The 20,477-nt window shown below is 68.6% G+C and carries 18 protein-coding genes; 2 read left to right on the top strand and 16 right to left on the bottom strand.

The window, feature by feature from the left end:
• Positions 1 to 77: 77 nt before the first annotated feature.
• Positions 78 to 1,088: a LacI family DNA-binding transcriptional regulator gene (locus tag F6W70_RS00465; protein WP_055866525.1), complete on the top strand. Its 1,011-nt coding sequence runs from the start codon at positions 78 to 80 to the stop codon at positions 1,086 to 1,088.
• Here F6W70_RS00465 and F6W70_RS00460 read toward each other — a convergent pair.
• From F6W70_RS00460 to F6W70_RS00405, 12 genes are all read right to left on the bottom strand, one after another.
• Positions 1,028 to 1,807, bottom strand: coding sequence for a DNA-3-methyladenine glycosylase (locus F6W70_RS00460; RefSeq protein ID WP_151485622.1), 780 nt, complete (start codon positions 1,805 to 1,807; stop codon positions 1,028 to 1,030). The two genes, F6W70_RS00465 and F6W70_RS00460, sit on opposite strands and share 61 nt — an antisense overlap.
• Before the next feature lies 1 nt (position 1,808).
• On the bottom strand, positions 1,809 to 3,713 hold the full coding sequence (locus tag F6W70_RS00455) for a TolB-like translocation protein (protein WP_318278763.1): 1,905 nt from the start codon (positions 3,711 to 3,713) through the stop codon (positions 1,809 to 1,811).
• Positions 3,703 to 4,503 (bottom strand): TIGR03943 family putative permease subunit, encoded by an 801-nt coding sequence (locus F6W70_RS00450; RefSeq protein ID WP_141386919.1) that lies wholly within the window; start codon positions 4,501 to 4,503, stop codon positions 3,703 to 3,705. The genes F6W70_RS00455 and F6W70_RS00450 overlap by 11 nt, the downstream gene beginning before the upstream one ends.
• Positions 4,496 to 5,536 carry a permease gene (locus tag F6W70_RS00445; RefSeq protein WP_318278762.1) on the bottom strand — a complete coding sequence of 347 codons (1,041 nt, stop codon included), beginning with the start codon at positions 5,534 to 5,536 and terminating at the stop codon, positions 4,496 to 4,498. Before F6W70_RS00445 ends, F6W70_RS00450 begins: the two co-directional genes overlap by 8 nt.
• Complete coding sequence (locus tag F6W70_RS00440) at positions 5,533 to 5,949, bottom strand: Fur family transcriptional regulator (protein WP_017829745.1); 417 nt, start codon at positions 5,947 to 5,949, stop codon at positions 5,533 to 5,535. The genes F6W70_RS00445 and F6W70_RS00440 overlap by 4 nt, the downstream gene beginning before the upstream one ends.
• Before the next feature lie 46 nt (positions 5,950 to 5,995).
• Positions 5,996 to 6,874: a metal ABC transporter permease gene (locus tag F6W70_RS00435; protein WP_017829746.1), complete on the bottom strand. Its 879-nt coding sequence runs from the start codon at positions 6,872 to 6,874 to the stop codon at positions 5,996 to 5,998.
• A complete protein-coding gene (locus F6W70_RS00430) occupies positions 6,871 to 7,704 on the bottom strand; it encodes a metal ABC transporter ATP-binding protein (protein WP_055866537.1) in 834 nt (277 codons plus the stop codon). Before F6W70_RS00430 ends, F6W70_RS00435 begins: the two co-directional genes overlap by 4 nt.
• Positions 7,701 to 8,699 (bottom strand): metal ABC transporter solute-binding protein, Zn/Mn family, encoded by a 999-nt coding sequence (locus F6W70_RS00425; RefSeq protein WP_151485621.1) that lies wholly within the window; start codon positions 8,697 to 8,699, stop codon positions 7,701 to 7,703. Before F6W70_RS00425 ends, F6W70_RS00430 begins: the two co-directional genes overlap by 4 nt.
• A gap of 164 nt (positions 8,700 to 8,863) precedes the next feature.
• The gene (locus F6W70_RS00420; protein ID WP_151485620.1) at positions 8,864 to 10,552 is read right to left on the bottom strand and encodes a glycoside hydrolase family 13 protein; all 1,689 of its coding nucleotides are present in this window, start codon (positions 10,550 to 10,552) and stop codon (positions 8,864 to 8,866) included.
• Between the two features lie 50 nt (positions 10,553 to 10,602).
• On the bottom strand, positions 10,603 to 11,481 hold the full coding sequence (locus F6W70_RS00415; RefSeq protein WP_055875050.1) for a carbohydrate ABC transporter permease: 879 nt from the start codon (positions 11,479 to 11,481) through the stop codon (positions 10,603 to 10,605).
• Positions 11,481 to 12,419, bottom strand: coding sequence for a carbohydrate ABC transporter permease (locus tag F6W70_RS00410; RefSeq protein WP_055866606.1), 939 nt, complete (start codon positions 12,417 to 12,419; stop codon positions 11,481 to 11,483). Before F6W70_RS00410 ends, F6W70_RS00415 begins: the two co-directional genes overlap by 1 nt.
• Positions 12,416 to 13,765: an ABC transporter substrate-binding protein gene (locus F6W70_RS00405; protein WP_318278761.1), complete on the bottom strand. Its 1,350-nt coding sequence runs from the start codon at positions 13,763 to 13,765 to the stop codon at positions 12,416 to 12,418. The genes F6W70_RS00410 and F6W70_RS00405 overlap by 4 nt, the downstream gene beginning before the upstream one ends.
• A 100-nt stretch (positions 13,766 to 13,865) precedes the next feature.
• Between F6W70_RS00405 and F6W70_RS00400 the strand changes: the two genes are divergently transcribed.
• The gene (locus tag F6W70_RS00400) at positions 13,866 to 15,086 is read left to right on the top strand and encodes an ROK family protein (RefSeq protein ID WP_151485619.1); all 1,221 of its coding nucleotides are present in this window, start codon (positions 13,866 to 13,868) and stop codon (positions 15,084 to 15,086) included.
• A 48-nt stretch (positions 15,087 to 15,134) separates the two neighbouring features.
• On the opposite strand, the gene F6W70_RS00395 is transcribed toward F6W70_RS00400, so the two are convergent.
• From F6W70_RS00395 to F6W70_RS00380, 4 genes are all read right to left on the bottom strand, one after another.
• On the bottom strand, positions 15,135 to 16,781 hold the full coding sequence (locus F6W70_RS00395) for a P-loop ATPase, Sll1717 family (RefSeq protein ID WP_151485618.1): 1,647 nt from the start codon (positions 16,779 to 16,781) through the stop codon (positions 15,135 to 15,137).
• A 165-nt stretch (positions 16,782 to 16,946) separates the two neighbouring features.
• Positions 16,947 to 18,293: a dihydrolipoamide acetyltransferase family protein gene (locus tag F6W70_RS00390; RefSeq protein ID WP_151485617.1), complete on the bottom strand. Its 1,347-nt coding sequence runs from the start codon at positions 18,291 to 18,293 to the stop codon at positions 16,947 to 16,949.
• Between the two features lie 28 nt (positions 18,294 to 18,321).
• Positions 18,322 to 19,287 carry an alpha-ketoacid dehydrogenase subunit beta gene (locus tag F6W70_RS00385; protein ID WP_055866953.1) on the bottom strand — a complete coding sequence of 322 codons (966 nt, stop codon included), beginning with the start codon at positions 19,285 to 19,287 and terminating at the stop codon, positions 18,322 to 18,324.
• Positions 19,288 to 19,298: 11 nt separating this feature from the next.
• Complete coding sequence (locus tag F6W70_RS00380) at positions 19,299 to 20,426, bottom strand: thiamine pyrophosphate-dependent dehydrogenase E1 component subunit alpha (RefSeq protein ID WP_151485616.1); 1,128 nt, start codon at positions 20,424 to 20,426, stop codon at positions 19,299 to 19,301.
• Between the last annotated feature and the right edge of the window lie 51 nt (positions 20,427 to 20,477).

The following is a 20,477-nucleotide window of genomic DNA, read 5'->3' as shown; positions in this document are numbered from 1 at the left end:
GGAATTTCTGTGAACGTGCACACATGGTTGCATGTCGCCGTGGAGGTCGTCAAGTCCGGGTCGCTAGGCTGTCGATCATGACCACTTCCGCCCGCCGCCGCAGCACCGTGCACGACGTGGCACGGGTGGCCGGAGTGTCGAGGGGAACCGTGAGCCGCGTGATCAACGGCGGCTATGTGTCCGACACCGCTCGGGCGGCGATCGAAGAGGCGATCCGCGAGGTCGGATACGTTCCCAACACCGCGGCGCAGAACCTGGTGCGCCAGCGCACCCAGGCCATCGCGTTCATCGTGCACGAACCGCACGCGCTGTTCCTGGAAGACCCGAACATCGGCGCCATCATGCTCGGTACCAACGAGACGCTGTCCGAGGCGGACTACCAGATGGTGTGCCTCGTGGTGGACTCGGTGCGCGACACGGAACGCGTCGCCCGCTACCTCAACGGCGGCTTCGTGGACGGTGCAGTGATCGTCTCGGCCCGCGCGCAGGATCCGATCACGAACGCGGTCATGCGACTCGACCTTCCCGTCGCCTACGTGGGCCATCCCCCTGATGTGGATGCGGCCTGGGTCGGCGTCGACAACCGCGGGGCCGCGAACGCCGTGACATCACGCCTGATGGCGACAGGACGCAGGCGCGTCGGCATGATTGCCGCGGCGCTCGACCGCGACTCGGGCACCGATCGCCTCGCGGGGTTCACCGACGCACTGGGCCCCGACTTCGACCCGGACCTGGTCGAGGAGGCGCCGCTGTACTCGTACGCCGAGGGAGCTGCGGCGATGACGCGGCTGCTCGCGCGCGCCCCCGACATCGACGGGGTGTTCGGGGCCTCCGACGCGGTCGCCGCCGGAGCGATGCTGGCACTGCGCCAAGCCGGCCGCCGCGTTCCCGAGGACGTGGGCGTCGTGGGATTCGACAACAGCTCCTGGGCGACCAGGACCACCCCGCCGCTGTCGACCGTCGACCAGCCGGCGGAAGGACTCGGTGCAGCCGCAGCGGCCGCTGTGCTCGCCCAGCTGCGCGACGATCAGCGCCCGCGCGCCGGCATCATCCTGCCCACCCCGGTCGTGTGGAGAGACTCCGCCTGAGCACCTCTCCCCCACCGGAACGGAGACACGGTCGGGTCCTCATCGATCCAGAAGCGCCAGGGGAAGGCCGCGGTTCCGGCCACGCCGGCGACGCCGACGCGCGGGCCGCTCACCACGTCGTCCCGCGGCGGGCCCAGCCACAGCTCGGCTCGCATTCCGTGCTGCTCCTCGCCCGTGATGGCATCGATCCCGTCGTGCAGCGGATGATGCAGCCCCACGGCCTGCCCGAGGCGGCCCGGCCCCCGTGCGAGGTCGCGCGACGTCGTGCGCCGAAGCGGAAGGGCGGCACCGCGACGGGTGGCCGCGGCCTCAGCGCCCGCCACGACCTCGCCGGCGCGGAGCAGCACGCCGTCACCCTGCCCCTTGGGCCCGCACACGACGTTCACGCACGAGTGGATGCCGTGGCTGAGGTACACGTACAGATGCCCTGGCTCGCCCCACATGGTGGAGTTGCGCGCCGTGCGGCCCATGCGGGCGTGGGAGCCAGGGTCCGGGATCCCGCCCGTGCCCTGCCCGTGATAGGCCTCGACCTCGGTGATGCGCAGCCGCACCTCGAGCGCGACGGCATCGGTCGAGGGCGCGACGAACGTGCGCAGCTCTCCCCCCAGCAGGCGCGGCGCGACGTCGACCGCGGAGTCGCTCAGGTCGGCGCGGACGGCACGGCGCAGCGCCTCCTGCGGCCGGTCGGTGCCGCGGGCGACATCGGGATCGCCGGGCATCTCAGAATCGCGGGGCCGTCTGGCACCACGAGGCGTCGAAGCCGGTGAGGGCGACGATCTCCTTGCCGGAGGCCATGTCGATCAGGTGCGTCTCGACGTTCTCCGGCAGTGGCAGCAGCATCCCGTCGTAGGCGTTGTTCGCCAGGTCCGGTGCGACCACCACGGCGGCGTACTGGCCGCTCGGCGATGCGCACGCCTGCAGGATCGAGTCGGTCGAACCGACCTCCACCAGCGGGGTCGCCGCCCCGTCGTCGTCGACGCGCACGACCACCTGTCCGATCGGGAGGCCCTCGTCGTCGCGGGCGACGACGTGGCGCAGCGTGCCCCCGGGGAACGGCGTGATCGAGCTCGCGATCCCGTAGTCGGGATCGGATGCCGCGAGCGGCTGCTCAGAGCCATCCGCCAGGTTGAGCTCGACCACCGCACCGTCGAGCCTCTCGACGATCGCGGTGTAGGTACCGCGGGAGATCCCCTGGATGGTGGCAGCGAGGCCGAGCGCCTGCACGCCGGCGTCGGTCGAACGGTCGACGAGCGAGAGCGCACCGTCGAAGTCGATGAACAGCACCGCCGCGCTGTCGGGCACGAACTGCCAGACGAACACGCTCGCCTCGGCTCCGGCGACCTCGATGATCTGCGGGTCGCCGTCGCCGGTCAGCGACTGGGTCACGAGCACGCTCGCACGGCCTTCGGTGTCGCTGAGCTCTTTGTCGGAGTAGCTGTAGCCGACGAGGCCGCCTCGCTCGGAGACCTGGATCGCACCCACATAGCCGTCGCCGGGGAGCTTCAGCTCGCGCGGGTTCTTGCCGTCGCGGTCCATCACGAGCAGCCGGGATCCCTCGTCCTCCTCCACCGCCACGACGAGCTTCGTGGAGGTCGCGCGGAAGTCGTTGATCTTGTCGTGCTCGAAGACCGGGACGGCCTTCTCGCCGCTGAGGTCGGTGAGGAAGATCTTGTCCTTGCCCTCGACGTCGCGGCGTAGCAGGAAGATGTTCGAAGGCGGCGTCGTGAAGCTCGTGGTCAGCGTCGTCTTCGGCCCGCCGCCGGCGCCCACGGCATCGGCCACACGGATCGTGTACTCGGTCGAGTCGTCGAGCGGGACGGTGAATCGCACGCCGACGCCGCGACCGGAGGCGTCGACCGTGAACGGCACGGCCGGTTCGACCGTCACCTGCGCGGGGTCGATGTCGGCGAGGGCTTGGTTGGCGGTCAGGATGACACGGCTTCCGGACGACTCGATCGCCTGCGCGGCGTTCACCTGCACGTCGCTGATGCGCGGACCCTGCAGAAGACTGGCGATGCCCAAGCCGGTTCCGACGACGACGAGCACACCGAGAACCGCGACGAGCGTGAGCGCGAACCGGCGACGACTCACGGGCGTGTGCGGGGCCTCCCGGCCCACAGGGGCGCGAGGCGCCGGCGGCGCAGGGAATTCCTCGGCGGCCTCGGCCTCAGCGGCAGAGATCGGGTCGGCAGAGATCGGGTCGGCAGAGATCGGGGCGGCACCGACGAACACCGGCTCCGTCGCGAGCGGGACGGGCGGAAGCGCGGTCGCCTCGGCATCCTCGCGCGCCGCGGCCTCGAAGGCGGCCATCTTGCGGGCGGCGGCCTCCTGCTCGGCGACCTCGCGGTCACCCGCCTCACGCACGGCGGCCTCACGAGCTGCGGCCTCGCGGGCGGCAGCCTCACGAGCGGCGGCCTCACGAACAGCAGCATCCTCTGCACCGGCGGCGGGCTGTGCAGCGGGCTGTGTGCCCTGGTCGACGGGAGGGGCGACGTGGTCGGCGGATGCGACCGCGCGGTCGATCCGCTCGGCCTCCGCCGCCTCGGCGGCTTCTCGCGCTGCACGCATCTCCGCACGGGTGCGCGGGACGGCGGGCACCTCTGGGCGCTCGTCGTCAGTACTCATACGGGTCTCCCGGCTCGTCGATCGCGACGACATCGGTCGGTTCGATGCGCAGCTTGCCGTCGGCATCCGCTCGCACGGTTCCAGTGATCTCGACCCATTGGCCGGTCGCGTACTCATCGGCCTTCACATCCACCGGCAGGACGGCGGTCTGGGCGTCGATGACGCAGTGGGTGATGACCAGACGGGTCAGATTCACACCGTCACCCGATTCGCCGGGCGTCACGAAACCTCTGAGCGTGACCGCTGCACCGTCGTAGGCGGCCGTGTTGGTCGCCGCCGAGAAGACGCTGGCCCAGTCGCCGACGCCGAAGGTCGAGGTGTCGGCCACGCCGAGCGCTACCGTGTCAGCGCCGACGAACAACGCGCTCTGCTCCCCCGCGCGCGACATGGCGAGCTCGACCGACAGCGAGGCCGGCGGCAGGATGAGACCGGCGACGACGACGCCCGAGGCGATGACGCCACCGGTGACGGCCGCGACGGCACCGAGCGTGCGGCGGGAGGAAGCCGGGACCTCGCGCCCCTCCGTGTCGTCCACAACAGCGGCGGCAGGCCCGTGGTCGTGGCCGTGGTCGCCCTCCTCGCCGAGCGGCAGAGTGCACGACCAGATCGCTCCGGCCAGGGTGACGACGGCGGCGGCGCAGGCGAACCACACCGACTCGGGGCTGATGTAGAGATTGAGGCGTCCGGTGAGACCGAGGCCGAGCGTGACCACCGAGATCACGGCGGCGAGTCCCACCCCCAGCCAGCGGGTGCCGAGTGCGCGTGCGCGCGTTGCCGTCTGCTCAGACAAGGACGTTCACCCCGATCCCGATCGCGAAGGCCGCAGCCAGGACGATACCGACGATGCCGACCAGCGTGCGAGCGGTGAACGTCGTGCGCATGAGCGCGAGCATCTTGATGTCGACGAGCGGACCGACCAGCAGGAAGGCGACGATGGCGCCGGAGGAGAACGTGGAGGCGAACGACAGCGCGAAGAACGCATCGACGTTCGAGCAGATGGCCACGGTCATCGCGAGTGCCATCATCGCGACGATCGACAGCACCGGGTTCGATCCGATCGCGAGCAGCCACTCCCGCGGGATCAGCACCTGCACGGCTCCGGCGAGCGCGGAGCCGATCACGAGGGCGGGCATCACGGCACGCAGCTCGACGAGGAACTGCGTGAGGCTGCGGCGAACGGGCGTTCCCGGTTCGTGGGTGACGCGATCACAGGTGTCGACGAAGCGCTGCGTGAGCATGCCGTCGGGATCGGGGTGCCGGCTGTAGATCCACCCGATCAGGTTGGCGATGAGGTAGCCGCCGACGAGGCGGGCGACGAGGATGCCGCCGTCCCAGCCGAAGGCCGCGTGCGTGGTGAGGATCACGATCGGGTTCACGATCGGCGCCGCGATGAGGAACGTCATCGCTTCGGCCGGGGCGAGCCCTCGCATCATGAGCCCGCGGGCGAAGGGCACGTTACCGCACTCGCACACCGGGATCAGCATGCCCAGCAGCGACAGCACGGCGCGACGGGCCCAGGCGCGCTTCGGGAGCCACCGGTGGATCACATCGGCCGGAAGCCACACCTGCACCACGATCGACAGCAGCACGCCGAGGACCACGAACGGCAGGGCCTCGATGAGCACGCTCAGCGCGAGGGTGAGCCCGTCCTGCGCCCTGGTGGGCAGCGAGGCGGGGAACAGCGTCGGCAGGAAGGCATCGATCAGGAACAGGGCAGCGATGATCGCGGCGCCGAGGCCGACGCCGATCCAGGCCGATCGCGGCGAGGGTGCCGGGCGATGGGAGTGGCCGTGACGGGTCGCCGTTGCTGCCGAGAAGCTCACGCGGACGCGGCCCTCTCGGCGTCGCGCTTGTTCGCGCAGGGAGTGCACAGACCGAAGATGTCGACCACGTGGGCGGCCTCGGTGAAGCCGTGCAGCGCCGCCGTACGGTGCGCCCACTGCTCGACATCCTTCGCCTCGATCTCGACGGTCAGACCGCAGGATCGGCAGATGAGGTGGTGGTGGTGGCCCTGCGTGGTGCAGGCGCGGTACAGCGCCTCACCCTCCGGGCTCTGCAGCGAGTCGGCGTCGCCCGAGGCGGCGAGCCCCGCCAGCGCACGGTACACGGTGGCCAGACCGATGCCGGTGTTGTCTTCGCGCAGCGAGGCGTGCAGGCCCTGCGCGCTCACGAATCCGCGGGCGTCGGCGAGTGCTTCGCGCACGCGTTCGCGCTGCCAGGTGTTCCGCTGAGCCATAGGAAGAGTCTAGGCCGCGGGGGTTGGGGAGGGCTGGGAGCGGATCTCAGACCCGCACACGGCGAACTCGGGCACGCGAGCGCTGCACGATCCAGCAGACGACGTAGATCGTGAACGACAGCGTGGTGATGTAGGGGCTCACCGGCAGTGTTCCGGCGAGGGCGAGCAGGATCCCGCCGACCGCCGAGACGAACCCGAACAGCGCGGCCAGCAGCGGCACGGCGATGGGACCGGCGGTGACGCGCATCGCGGCGGCCGCGGGTGTGACCAGCAGCGCCATCACCAGGAGCGCCCCGATGATGTGCACGCTGACGGCGACGATCAGGCCGAGCAGCACCATGAACAGCAGGCTGACGGCACGGGTCGGCACCCCGCGGGCGGCGGCCGATTCCGGGTCGAGCGAATCGAATCGCAGCGGGTTCCACATCACCAGCAGCCCGATCAGCACGACCATGCTGATGCCGATCAGCCAGCCCAGGTCGGGGCTGGAGACCGAGACGATCTGGCCGGTGAGCAGGCTGAAGCGGTTGGCGCTGCGGCCGTCGTAGAGCGAGAGGAAAAGGATGCCGAGGCCGAGGCCGAACGGCATGAGCACGCCGACGATCGAGTTGCGATCCCTGGCCTTGGCTCCGAGGACGCCGATCAGGATGGCGGCGACGAGGGCTCCGCCGAGGGATCCGGCAACGACGCTGCCGCCGAAGAGGAGGGCTGCCGCGGCTCCGGCGAAGGACAGCTCGCTCACTCCGTGCACCGCGAACGCGAGGTCGCGCTGCATCACGAAGACGCCGATGAGTCCGCCGACGATGCCGAGCACCGCGCCCGCGATGATCGAGTTCGCGAGCAGGGCGACGAGCTCGCCGTAGTCCTGGAAGGAGAAGACGTCGCTCCAGTCCACCAGAGGCACCATGCCCAGTGCGACGCTCATGCCGCTCCTCCGTGCTCGTGGTCGCCGTGGTCGTGGTGGGGCTCGGCGTCGGGAACCCCGACGACGACCAGCCGGTCCCCCGCGCGCAGCACGAACACCGGGGTGCCGTAGAGGTCGGTGAGCACGCGGGTCTGCAGCACCTCGTCGGGGGTTCCGAGCAGGAACCGCCCCCCGGCGATGTACAGGATGCGGTCGACCCGCCCGAGGATCGGATTGATGTCGTGGGTGACGAACAGCACCGCCGCCTCGCGCTCGCGGCGCTGGCGGTCGATGATGTCGGTCACGGCGACCTGGTTCGCGAGGTCGAGGTTCGACAGCGGCTCGTCGCACAGCAGCAGGGCGGGTTCGTCGGCGAGGGCCTGTCCGACCCGGAGGCGCTGCTGCTCTCCTCCCGAGAGGAGTCCCACCCTGCGGTCGGCGAAGTGCGAGGCTCCGACCGCTTCGAGCAGACGGTCCACCTTGGCCCGGTCGCCGCGGTGCGGGATCGGGAGGCCGAAGCGGCTGCCCTGCACGCCGAGGGCGACCAGGTCGCGCGCGCGCATGCTGGTGTCGGGAGCGAGCGAGCGCTGCTGCGGGATGTACCCGATGCGGGAGTTTCCGCGGTGCACGGGTTCCCCCGCGACGCGGATCGTCCCCGACGACAGCGGCTGCAACCCGAGGATGCTGCGAAGCAGCGTGGTCTTGCCCGACCCCGACGGGCCGAGCACCGCGATGAACTCGCCCGGCTCGACCGTGAGGTCCAGGCCCGACCAGAGTTCGCGATCTCCGCGGTGCAGGGACGCGTCGGAGATCGCGAGGACCGGTTTCTCGCGCTGTGCGGCGCCGCTCACGAGGTGACGGCGGCGGCGAGGCTCTGGATCGCGTCACTCATCCACTCAGAGTACGACGATCCGTCCTCGAGCAGCTCCGTGAAGGCGACGACGGGGATACCGGCGTCCTTCGCCGCGGTCTCGACGCGCTGGGTCTCGGCCCCGCCGGTCTGGGCGTTGGTCAGCAGCGCGGTGACCTGACCGCTGCCGATCACGTCGAGCGCCTGGAGCAGTACGGCGGGTGCGACGTCGGTGCCCTCCTCGACCGACTCTGCGAATCCTTCGGGGGTGACGTCGGTGAATCCGGCGGCCGCGGCGAGGTAACCGGGCAGCGGCTCGGTGATGAAGACGTTGACGTCCGGCGCATCCGTCTTGAGGGTCGCAAGCTCCGTCTCGAAGCCCTCGAGGTCGGCGGTGAGGTCGGCCGCGTTGGCGGCGAACTCCTTCGCGCCGTCGGGGTCGAGCGCGGTCAGCTCGTCGGCGATGGCCTCGACGACGTGGATCATGGTGTGCGGATCGAACCAGACGTGCTCGTTGAAGCCCTCGATGTGGTCGTGGCCCTCGTGCCCCGCCTCGTCTTCGGCGTGGTCGTGCTCGGCCTCGTCGGCGTGCGCTTCGTCGCTGTGCGCTTCGTCGCTGTGGCCCTCGTTGCCGGGGAAGTCGTGCGAGTACTCGACGGCCGTGACGACGTGCGGGTCCTTCGCATCCTGCAGCAGCGTGTCGATGAAGGCGTCGTAGCCGCCGCCGTTCTCGATCACAAGGTCGGCCTTCTGCACGGTCAGCCGGTCGCGGGCGCTCGCCTCGTAGGAGTGCGGATCCTGCGAGGCGGACGTGATGATCGACTGCACGTCGACGCGGTCGCCGCCGATCGTCGCGGCGATGTCGCCGTAGACGTTGGTGCTCGCGACCACCGTGATGGTGCCGTCGTCGCCCTCGCCCGTAGCCGGGGTGGAGCATCCGGCCAGCGTGAGAGCGGCGACGGATGCGAGGGCGAGGGCGACGACGGGCTTCTTCATACCCTCACTCTAAACGCTAATGAGAACCATTATCAAATCCCCGCCGTTTCTCTCTCGCCCATCTCACCGAGACCCACTCCACGCGCCGAGACCCATCGCCGCAGACGACCGGGGCGATGGGTCTCGGCGAGCGCGATGGGTCTCGGCGCAGATGTGGGCGGAACTCAGGCGCGCAGGGCGGCTGGCGCGATCCAGACCGTGGTCTCGCCGGGAAGCGCGGAACCCTCGAGCGGAAGGCTCACGAGCACCGCGTCGGCGGCGTCCGCACCCAGGTCGAATGGCTCGGCACCGAAGTTCGACACCACCTGCCACCCGTTCGGGCGGGCGAAGCGCAGCACGTCGGCGCGTCCGGTGTCGATCCACTCCAGCGTCTCGTCGGTCTGCAGCAGGTGCCGCAGGCGCAGAGCCTCCCGGTACAGCGACAGCGTCGACGACGGGTCGGCCGCCTCGACGTCGACCGCGTACTGCGCGAACCATGCCGGCTGCGGGAGGTGCGCACCCCCCGCGCCGAAGCCCAGGGACGAGCCCTCCGCGGTCCACGGCAGCGGCACGCGGCATCCGTCGCGGCCCAGACCGTCGAACTCGGCACCGCGGAAGAAACCGGGGTCCTGACGCTGCTCCGGGGTGATCTGCGCCACCTCGTGCAGCCCGAGCTCCTCCCCCTGGTAGAGGTAGGTGCTGCCGGGAAGACCGAGCAGCAGCAGGGTAGCTGCGTGCGCCCTGCGGAGCCCGCCGTCACGATCGAGGCCCTCTGCCGGGCCCCCGGCCTTGACCCACTCGGTGCCCTGCTTGACCGGGCGGCCGTTCAGCGCCGGGAGTCCGTAGCGGGTGGCGTGCCGGGTGACGTCGTGGTTCGACAGCACCCAGGTCGTCGACGATCCGGTCGCCTCCGCCTGCTGCAGGTTGTCGGCGATGATGCTCCGGAACTGCGCCGCGTCGTAGTCGGCCACCAGCAGGTCGAAGTTGAACGCCTGTCCGAGACCCTCCGCCGAGGCGTACTTCGCGCGGCGCTCCGGTGTCTCCACCCAGGCCTCGGCGACGGCCGTGCGCGGAGGGTCGTACTCGTCGAACACCGCACGCCACTCGGCGTAGATCTCGTGCACGTCGTCGCGGTCGATCATCGGATGCGTGCCCGAGGTGCGGTCCATCGCGTCGAGCTCAGCGCGCGAGGGCAGCGGCTCGCTGAGGTCCTTCGTGAGCATGTGAGCGACGTCGATGCGGAATCCGTCCACCCCCCGGTCCGACCAGAAGCGCAGCGTCTTCAGGAAGTCGGCGCGCACCTCGGGGTGATCCCAGTTGAGGTCGGGCTGCTCCACGGCGAAGTTGTGCAGGTACCACTGCCCGTCTTCGACCCGCTCCCACGCGCTGCCGCCGAACACCGAGTCCCAGTCGGTCGGCGGCTCGGAGCCGTCGGGGCCGGTGCCCTCACGGAAGATGTAGCGATCGCGCGCGGCCGAGCCGCGACCGGCGGCGAGCGCCTCCTGGAACCATTCGTGCTGGTCGGAGGAGTGGTTCGGGACGATGTCGACGATCACCCGGATGCCGCGGGAGTGCAGCGCCTCGACCATGTCGTCGAAGTCGGCGAGGGTGCCCAACCGCGGGTCGACGTCGCGGTAATCGGCGACGTCGTATCCGCCGTCGGCGAGCGCAGACGGATAGAACGGGCTCAGCCAGACCGCATCGATGCCGAGGTCGCGGAGGTAATCGGCCCGCGAGACGATGCCCGGGATGTCGCCGATCCCATCGCCGTTCGCGTCGGCGAAGCTGCGCGGGTAGATCTGGTAGACGGCCGCCTGACGCCACCAGGCGGCGTCTGGGGCGGTGCGGGTCTCGACGAGAAGCGCGTCGGTCATGAGGGGGGAACTCCTTCTTTCTTTCCGGGGGTCGGGGGCTTCGGTGAGCGTCAGCCCTTGACGGCGCCCTGCGTGACGCCTTCCATGACCCATCTCTGGGTGAACAGGTAGGCCACGATCGCGGGCGCCATCGCCATCAGGTACGAGGCGAACGCGACGTTGTAGTTGTTGCTGAACTGGTTCTGGAACAGGTTCTGCCGCACGGGCAGCGTCTGCAGCGCCGGGTCGGCGATGATGAGCGACGGCATCATGAAGTCGTTCCAGGCGTACAGGAACGCGAAGATGCCGACGGTGGCGCTCATGGGGGCGAGCAGGGGGAAGATCAGCTTCCAGAAGGTCTGCCACGTCGTCGCGCCGTCGATACGGGCGCTCTCCTCCAGCTCGATCGGGATCGACCGCAGGAACGCGGTGAACAGCAGCACGCTGAAGCTCAGCTGGAACATGGTCGCGAGGATGATCACCCCGAACGGGTTGTCGAGCCCGACGCGTCCGGTGAGCTGGATCTGCGGCAGCGCCACGACGGGGAACGGGATGAACATCGCCGCGAGCAGGTAGAAGAACGAGTAGCGGAACAGCCGGCGGTCCCAGTTGCGCACGATCGCGTACGAGGCGAAGGCCGCCAGCACGATCGTCGCGATCACGGTGCCGGCGGTGACCAGCAGCGAGATACCAGCGCCGACGGGGAACTTCGTCAGGGTCCATGCCTCGACGAAGCCGTCGAAGCTGAACGGAGCCGGGAGCGAGAAGGCGTTGCCGTCGACCGCCTGGCCCGTGGTCTTGAGGGCCATCGAGATGGTCACGTACAGCGGCAGGAGGACGGTGACGGCGCACAGGATCAGGATGATCGTGCCCGACCAGTTCACCCGCTCCATGCGCACGCGGCGCTTCTTGCCCGAGGTGGGGATGGTGGTGAGTGTCTGCGTCGACATCAGAGTGCGTTCCTTCCGCGCGTCAGCGACAGCTGGAGGAGGGAGATGAGCACGGCGACGATGAAGAAGATGGTCGCGTTGGCCATCTGGTAGGCGTAGTCGCCGCCGTTGAAGCCCGCAATGATCGTCATGGCGACGCTGCGGGTCGAGGTGCCGGGGCCGCCGTTCGTGAGGCCGACGATGATGTCGTAGGCGTTCAGGAAGCCCTTGAATCCGAGGATCACGTTGATCACCACGTACCCCGCCACCAGCGGAAGCGTGATGCGGGTGAGCTGCTGCGTCTTGCTGGCACCGTCGATGCTGGCCGCCTCGTAGACCTCGCCGGGTACCGACAGGAGGCCGGCGATGTAGATCAGCAGCGTGCCGGGCACGGCCTGCCAGGCGGTGACGACGACGATCGCGATCCAGGCGAGGTCGGGGTTGGCGAGCAGGCTCGTCTCGAGCCACGGGATGCCGGCTGCCGCACCCGCCGCGGGGATCGAGTTGGAGAACAGGAAGTTGAAAACGTAGGCGATGATGATGCCCGAGATCACCATCGGGATGACGAAGATCGTGCGCAGGCCCGTCTTGAACCGGATGCGCGAGGTGAGCCCGACCGCCAGCAGGAACGCGACCACGTTCACGACGATGACCGTGGCGATGGAGAAACCGAAGGTGAACAGGTAGCTCTGCAGGATCGACGGATCGCTGAACAGCGCGATGTAGTTCGTCAGCCCGTTGAAGCTCCACTCGCCGATGCCGATGGAGTCGGTGAAGCTGAAGAAGATGCCGATGACACCCGGCACCGTGATCGCGAGCGTGAAGAGCGCGAGCGTCGGCAGCAGGAACAGGTAGTAGATCGGCTCGACGCGACGCGTGTGCCGGCGGAGCTTTCGGTCGCCGCCGGTGACGATGAGGGTCGTGCTGTCGGCGGGTGCGGTGGGGGTGGTGGTGCTCATGGCGCGGACTCCTCTGTCTCGCCGGAAGCGGATGGGTCGCCCGACGCGGACGCGGTGTCCTTCGTCGAGGGGATCGGCGCGCGGAAGGCGATGCGGGCCCAGTCCGCGTCCATCGTGCGCAGGATGGAGTTCGGAGAGGCGCCGAGCACCATCGCCTGCGCGTAATTCATCATCGGAAGCGTCTTGGGGACGAGCACCGACGGGCCCTGATAGATCTGCCCGTTGTCGTAGTACTCGACCATGCCCTCGACCCGGGGGTCATCGGGGGCGGAAGCGCCCTTCGTCGGGGTGAAGCCGAGCTGCGAGGCGTTGTACTCCTCGATGTTCTGCGGCTCGTAGAGGAACTCGAGGAAGTCGCGGGCGGCCTCCTGGTGGTGCGAGCCCTCCGGGATCATCGCGGCGAGGTCCATGTTGACGCGCACGCCGAGGTCGGCGGGGTCGTTCGTCATCGGCAGCGGGAAGGTGCCCAGCTGCAGGTCGGGCGCGGTCTTCGCGATCTCGCTGAAGGCCCACGGGCCCTGCAGGTACATCGCCGCCTCGCCCTTGCCGAAGGCGAGGTTGCCGTCGCCGTAGCCGCGACTCGGGGCATCCGCGTTCGTGTAGTCGTTCGCGAGCTGCAGCATCCTGTCCATCGGCTCGGTGAAGTCCTTCGAGAACGAGACGTCGGAGTCGGGTCCCACATCCGCTCCCTCGGCGGCGAGCGCGTCGAAGAAGTCGACCACGTCGACCGATCCGCCGGCGGAGTAGTCGTACCACCCCTGCCCCACGGTCCAGTCGTCCTTGAACGTGCCGTAGAACGGATCGATGCCGGCGGCCTTCAGCTGGTCGCACACGGCGAGCAGCTCGTCCCAGGTCTGCGGAACCTCGAGGCCCTGCGCCTGGAAGATCTCCTTGTTGTAGATGACGGATGCGGCCATCACCGAGTACGGCAGCGCGCTCGTGCGGCCCTCGCAGGATCCGTACTGGTCCATGAGCGGCTGCAGGTCGTCGCGGATGCCGGCGGCGGCGTCCGTCTCGGAGAGGTCGGTGAGCGCGCAGCGCTGCACGAAGCGGGCGATCTCGTAGTTGTAGTTGGCGAGCATGATGTCGGGCGGATTGCCCCGCACGAAGCTCGCCGAGACGACATCGACGCCCGAGGTGTCGATCTCGACCTTCACATCGCTCTGCGAGGAGTTGTACTCGGCGACGAGGGCGGTCATGAACTCGATCGCCTCGCGCTTGCTGAACGTGAAGCGGATGGTCTCCGCTCCCGTGCCGGCGGCACAGCCTGCCAGCGCCGTGCCGACCAGGGTGACCCCCAGGGCCGCGGCCACCGCTCGCACCGCGTGTGTTCGTCTCTCAGACACCGTCGTCCTTCCGTCGTGTAGATCCGCGTACTAAATCTAGTGAGCGAATTTACTCTGCCGAAGGGTACTCTCTCATTGGAAGACAGGGAGGTCAAGTGCCATGACAGAAGTCTCCGCAGACCTGGGAACAGGGCGCGCGAGCGTCGGCGCCATCCTCGACTTCGCCTGGACGGCCGGTGAGTTCACCGCGACCGAGGCGATGGCGGGCACCTCCCTCACCCGCTCGACCGCGATCGATGCGATCGACACGCTCGTCGGCGCCGACGTGCTGCGCGAGCTCCCGAACGCCCGCGCGGCCGGCACCTACCGCGCGGGGCGCCCCTCGCGCCGCTTCGTGCTGGCCCCTGACCTCGGCGTCGTGATCGGGGTGGATGCGGGAGACACCCACCTCGCCGTCACCGTCGCCGATCCCCTCGACCGGACTCTCGTGCATCATCGCGTGGAGTTCGAGCCGTCGCAGTCGGCCGCCGGGAGGCGCACGACGATCCTCGAGCGCCTGGGCGATGCGCTCGCCGAGGCCGAGGTGACGCGCGACCAGGTGCTCGCAGTGTGCGTCGGCGTCGCCGCCCCCGTGAACCGCGACGGCATCTCCCCTCCCCACCCCGACGGCTTCTGGGAGCGCACCAACCCGGGCCTCGCCGAGGCCCTGCGCGACTGGGCCCCGGTCGTCCAGATCAAGAACGACGCGCAGCTCGCCGCCATCGCCGAGGGCGCTGAGGGCGCAGCGATCGGGTGCCGCGACTATGTCGCCCTGCTCGCGAGCGAGCGGTTCGGCGGCGGCGTGGTCGTCGACGGCCACGTGCTTCACGGTGCGCACGGCGGCGTCGGCGAGGGCGTCGTGTTCGACCACATCGTCGGTGTGGGGTCGGCGTTCGGCCTCCGCTACGCGGTGCAGGATCAGGTGCGCGCGGCGGTGGATGAGGGCGAGATCGCCGCAGACAGCGCGGTCGGCCGGCTGGTCGAGGCCGATCGCATCGATCCCCGGCTCGTGCTGACCCTCGCCGCGTCAGGAGATGCGGATGCCGCGCTGGTCACCTCCCGCGTCGGGGCCACCGTCGCCCGCATCGTCGGCGTGCTCGGCAGCATGTACGACCCGGCGCGGGTCATCGTGTGCGGAGCGGTCGCCGAGAGCATCGAGCCCGTGCTGACCGCGGCCCGGCGCATCCTCCCCGAAGAGCTGCACCTGCCGGCACCCGAGATCCTGGCCTCGACGCTCGGGGCCGAGGTCGTGTCACGAGGAGCCGTGGCGACGGCGCGACGTGCGGCGAGGGAGCATGCCGTGCCGCTGTTGGCCGAGGAGCGCCTGCGCCAGAGCGCCTGACGCGGGGTCAGTCCACGAGCAGTTGACCATGGCCTACTTGCGCGTCGCCTACGTCGTCTGCCGATCTCCTGCGCGGGTTACATCGAGTGCCTTGTGAAACATGCGATGTACGTGAAAGTACTCGCATCGATCGACGGTCGATTGAGCGTCGACGAGCAGCGGGTCGTCACCGACGAAAAGTGGAGCCGCGCTCGTCCCCACAGCGCAGCCGACGAGTCCAATGCGGTAGAGAAGAGCTAGCAATGGCTGATAGAGCTCGAACCAGCTGTGTTCCGCACTGGAACCCCACATCGCACGGGAGAGCTCCGTCATCCACCTCACCCCCGAGAACTCCGGAGAGGTCATCAAGAGCATGCAGTCATCGAGACGCGTCTGGAGCTCTATCTTGCTCATGCGCGCTGGCGCACCTTTGAACTTCATCACCACCTCGTCGATGCCTGGGTACGTTGGCTTCCACTCATCCCGTAGCGCGAGGAGGCGATTTGCCGAGTATTGGCGTTCCGCAGAATGGATATCTTCCCAGGCAATCCGATGCTTGCCCGCAGCAGCCGCGAAACACTGATTCGCGTATGCAATCGCGTCTCGGGGGCGAAGCAACGTCCGCTGAAGCATGTAGTGGATCGGATTCCCACGCGTGTTGTTCGGCTGCGGTGTTAGGTCCCGAAATGCTCTGGCGTCAAGCGATGAATTAGCGGCAGCAACGCGCACCCGCTCATTCAGAATCTCCTCAAGGAGCGGCTCCGTCCATCGCATCTCAAGGATCAGCGCCCGAAACTTCTCCTCTTGACCCCCGCTTGCTCCAAAGTCCAACTCCTGAAAAATGTTGGACCGGAGCGCCACAACGATCTTGAGGTTGCTGACGCGTTGCATGTCGAGGACAGTTCTGAAAAGACACCTGATCAGGTCATTAGAGAGACGTTCGTCAACCCAATCCCTGTCGAGGTCATCAACCACGATGTACGTGAAGTTCGCCTCATCCAGAATCTCGTCGTTCAGTACCGCGAGCATCTGATTGAGCTTCGCCAACTGCGTCTCATTGACGATTCGCTGATAACGGTCGGCCATTTCCGCCCGCGACTCGGTCGTCTGCTCCGTTACATCCGAAGACGAGAGCTTGCCACCGAAGCCAGCGGCCGCGGCGCTAAGGCCGCCTTCGAAACCGAGGCGCTCTGTGAAGCGATCGGTGATCTCTCGAACTCGCTCATCTGTATCGCACCAAAACTTGCCTTCAAACTCTTCGAGGTAGTCAAGCGCCGCCTGCTTCCCCGGTTGTCGAATGAGGCGGTCGCGGAGGGTCGCCATGAAGCGCTGCTTCGTTTCGGGGGAGTTAACTCCGTAGCGATGCCGAATGATCTCGACGAGGAGCACGTGCTTCCAAAGCGCGATCCAGAAGAGGTCGAGCTTGACGTTGAGCGAGTCCATGAAACGAATCACCTGAAGGTCGGTGATGTAGGGCAAAGACAAGTCTTCGGGCGAGATGCGAATGACTCGGTCTGCTTCGACTTCTTCGAGGTGCTGTAGCGCCGCCGACTTTCCTGACCCGGTCCGCCCGATCACGAAACACCGCGGATCCTGACGATTGGCAATCACGCTGTACAGACCGGACTCGACAAACGCTCCCTCAGAGAGCGGATCAGCTTCCGCTTGTTCCCCCCCGAGCGTGAAGCCCGCGCCGATGCGTGCCTTCGTTGCCATGCATGCCCCTGTCCCTGGCCTGATCTAACTAGGCGTCACCTCCCGATACTAGGTGAACGCAGAGTGGCGCATTCCGGTCACATCAAGATCTATAGGCGGCTCGCGCGCGTTCGAAGATCAAAAGCCTTCATCTGAGTGCGCCAATGCACCTCCTCACGTCCGATATCAGTCCACGAGCAGCGCCGGCTCCTCCAAGACCGATGCCACGTCGGCGATGAAGCGGCTCATGCCGTCGCCGTCGATCACGCGGTGGTCGAAGGACCCTGCGACCGTCGTCACCCAACGAGGACGCACCTCACCGTCGACGACCCACGGCTTCTGGCTGATGGTGCCCATCGCCACGATGCCGGCCTCGCCGGGGTTGATGATCGGGGTTCCGGCATCCATCCCGAACACACCGATGTTCGTGATGGTGATCGTGCCGCCCTGCTGATCGGCCGGCGGGGTCTTGCCCTCGCGCGCCGTGAGCGTCAGGCGGTTCAGCGCCCGCGCCAGGTCCTTCATGCCGAGGTCCTGCGCGTCCTTGATGTTCGGCACGAGCAGGCCGCGCGGGGTCGCGGCGGCGATACCGAGGTTCACGTAGTGGCGCACGGCGATCTCGGCGCCGGCTTCGGTCTCGATCCAGGCCGCATTCACCATGGGCGTGCGGCGGGCGGCCCAGATCACGGCGCGGGCCATGATCAGCAACGGCGAGACGCGGATGTCGGCGTAGTCGGGCGAGGCCTTGAGGCGCTTGACGAGCTCCATCGTGCGGCTGGCGTCGATCTCCTTCCACACGGTCACGTGCGGGGCCGAGTACGCGCTCTGCACCATCGCCGAAGACGTGGCCTTGCGCACACCCTTGACCGGGATCGACTCGGTGCGGTCATCGCCGGCAGCCGAAGGCTGGGTCGGAGTGAGTCCTCGCGCGAGCCCTGCCGGAGCAGGCTGGGGTGCGGGCACGGTCTCCTCGCGCACGGTCCCCCACTCGGGAGTCTCGATGTTGCGGAAGACACTCGCCTGCGAGGCGTGCTTCATGACGTCGTCTCTCGTGACCTCGCCGTCGGAGCCGGTCGCGGCGACCGCGGTGAGGTCGACGCCGAGGTCGCGGGCGAGCTTGCGGATCGGGGGCTTCGCAATCACGCCGACCGAGGAGCGCACCGGACGCTCGGCCGCGCGCTTGCGACGCGAGGTGGCCCCGCCTCCCGTGCCGTAGCCGACCAGCACCGAGCCGCCGCCCTCTTCCGCCGCCGGGGCGGCGGGAGCAGCAGCGACCGGAGCACCGGCAGCGGGTTCCGTGACGAACGTGATGATGGGCGTTCCGACCTCGACCGTCGTGCCCTCCGCGACGAGCAGCTCGCCCACCACACCGGCGTGCGGCGACGGCAGCTCGACGAGAGACTTGGCCGTCTCGATCTCGCAGACCACGTCGTTGATAGCGACCGTGTCGCCGGGGGCGACCTTCCAGGCCACGATCTCGGCCTCGGTCAGCCCTTCCCCGACATCGGGGAGGGTGAAGTTCTGCGTGCTCATGACGAGTCCTTTCGGCCGAGCGGGGATGTCAGTATGCCAGGGAGCGATCGACGGCCTCGAGGATGCGGTCGGCATCAGGGAGGTACGCGCCTTCGAGCTTCGCCGGCGGGAACGGGGTGTCGTAGCCCGAGACGCGCAGCACCGGCGCCTCGAGCGCATAGAACGCGCGCTCCATCACGGTCGCCGCGATCTCGCCACCGATGCTGCCGAAGCCCTGGGCCTCCTGCGCGTAGACCATGCGTCCGGTCTTGCGCACCGAATCGAGGATGGGCTCGTAGTCGACCGGCGACAGCGAGCGCACGTCGACGACCTCGCAGCTCGTGCCCTCGGCCTCGGCGAGCGCCGCGGCCTGCAGGAGCGTGGTGACCATCGCACCGTGCCCGACGAGCGTCACGTCGCTGCCCGTGCGGACGACCCGCGAGGAGTGCAGCGGCACGGCGGAGGCATCGAGCTCGACCTCGCCCTTCTGCCAGTAGCGGCTCTTCGGCTCCATGAAGATCACCGGGTCGTTCGAGGCGATCGCCTCCTGGATCATCCAGTACGCGTCGTTGGGCGTCGACGGCGAGACCACACGCAGGCCGGGGGTGTGCGCGAAGTACGCCTCCGGGCTCTCCTGGTGGTGCTCGACCGCGCCGATGTGCCCGCCGTAGGGGATGCGGATCACGATGGGCATGCTGATCGCGCCCTCGTGCCGGTTGGTGAGCTTCGCGAGCTGCGTGGTGATCTGGTCGAACGCGGGGAACACGAAACCGTCGAACTGGATCTCGATGACGGGACGGTACCCGACCATCGCCATGCCGATCGCGGTGCCGACGATCCCCGACTCGGCCAGCGGGGTGTCGAGCACCCGACGGTCTCCGAAGTCGCGCTGCAGATGCTCCGTCACGCGGAAGACGCCGCCGAGCTTGCCGATGTCCTCGCCCATGAGCAGAACCTTCGGGTCGTTCTCCATGGCCTTGCGCATACCCGCGTTCAGCGCCTTGCTGAGCGGCATCGTCTCCAGAGTCACTGGGCTCCTCCTTCGAACGACGCTTCGTACTGCGCGCGCCAGGCCTTCTGCTGGTCGATCAGCGGATGCGGCTCGCTGTACACGTAGTCGAAGATCTTGTCGGCGCTGGGCAGCCCGAGCTCCACGGTGCGGGCGCGCAGATCCTCCGCGGCATCCGCCGCCTCCGCCTCCACGTCGGCGAACAGCTGCGCCGATGCGCCCCGCCCTTCGAGGAACGCGCGCATCCGGACGATCGGATCGCGACCGGCCCAGTACTGCTCCTCGTCGGTGCCGCGGTACTTCGTCGGGTCGTCGCTCGTGGTGTGGGCGCCGAGCCGATAGGTGACGGCCTCGATCGCCTGCGGGCCGTTGCCGGCGCGGGCCTCGTCGAGCGCGACACGGGAGACGGCGTAGCTGGCGAGCACGTCGTTGCCGTCGACACGGACGCTCGGGATGCCGTAGCCGGCACTGCGCTGCACGAGCGGCACGCGCGACTGGGTGGACACGGGCACGGAGATCGCCCAGTGGTTGTTCTGGAGGAAGAAGACGGTGGGCGCCTGGTAGCTCGCGGCGAAGACCATCGCCTCGTGCACGTCGCCCTGACTGGATGCACCATCGCCGTAGTAGACGATGACCGCTTCATCGCGGTCGGCATCGCCGGTTCCGGTGCGGCCGTCGAAGACGAGGCCCATGCCGTAGCCGGCGGCGTGCAGCACCTGAGATCCGAGCACGAGCGTGTACAACCGGGTGTTGCCGTTCTTGGGGTCGGTCGGGTCCCACCCGCCGTGGGAGACGCCGCGCATCAGCTTGATGATGTCGACGGGATCGACGCCGCGGATGCGGGTCACGGCGTGCTCGCGGTACGAGGGGAAGATCGTGTCCTGCGCGCGGGCGGCGCGACCGGAGCCGACCTGTGCCGCCTCCTGCCCCCGGCTCGGCGGCCACAGCGCGAGCTGCCCCTGCCGCTGCAGGTTCGTCGCCTGGGTGTCGATCGCACGGATCACGACCATGTCCCGGTAGAACTGCTCGAGTTCCGCGTCGCCGATCGCTTCGATCAGGGGAAGGTATCGCTCAGCGGCGGCGGACGGCGCGTAGCGTCCGGTCTCGTCCAGAACGCTCACAAGGGGTGTCTCGGAGGTGGTCACGCTCTCACGCTACCCGCGCCCGCATGCCAGGTCACGCATACCTAGGACGCC

The sequence above is a fragment of the Microbacterium maritypicum genome (genome assembly GCF_008868125.1).
GTDB classification, from domain to species: Bacteria; Actinomycetota; Actinomycetes; order Actinomycetales; family Microbacteriaceae; genus Microbacterium; species Microbacterium maritypicum.
This window is presented reverse-complemented; position numbering and strand designations above follow the sequence as displayed.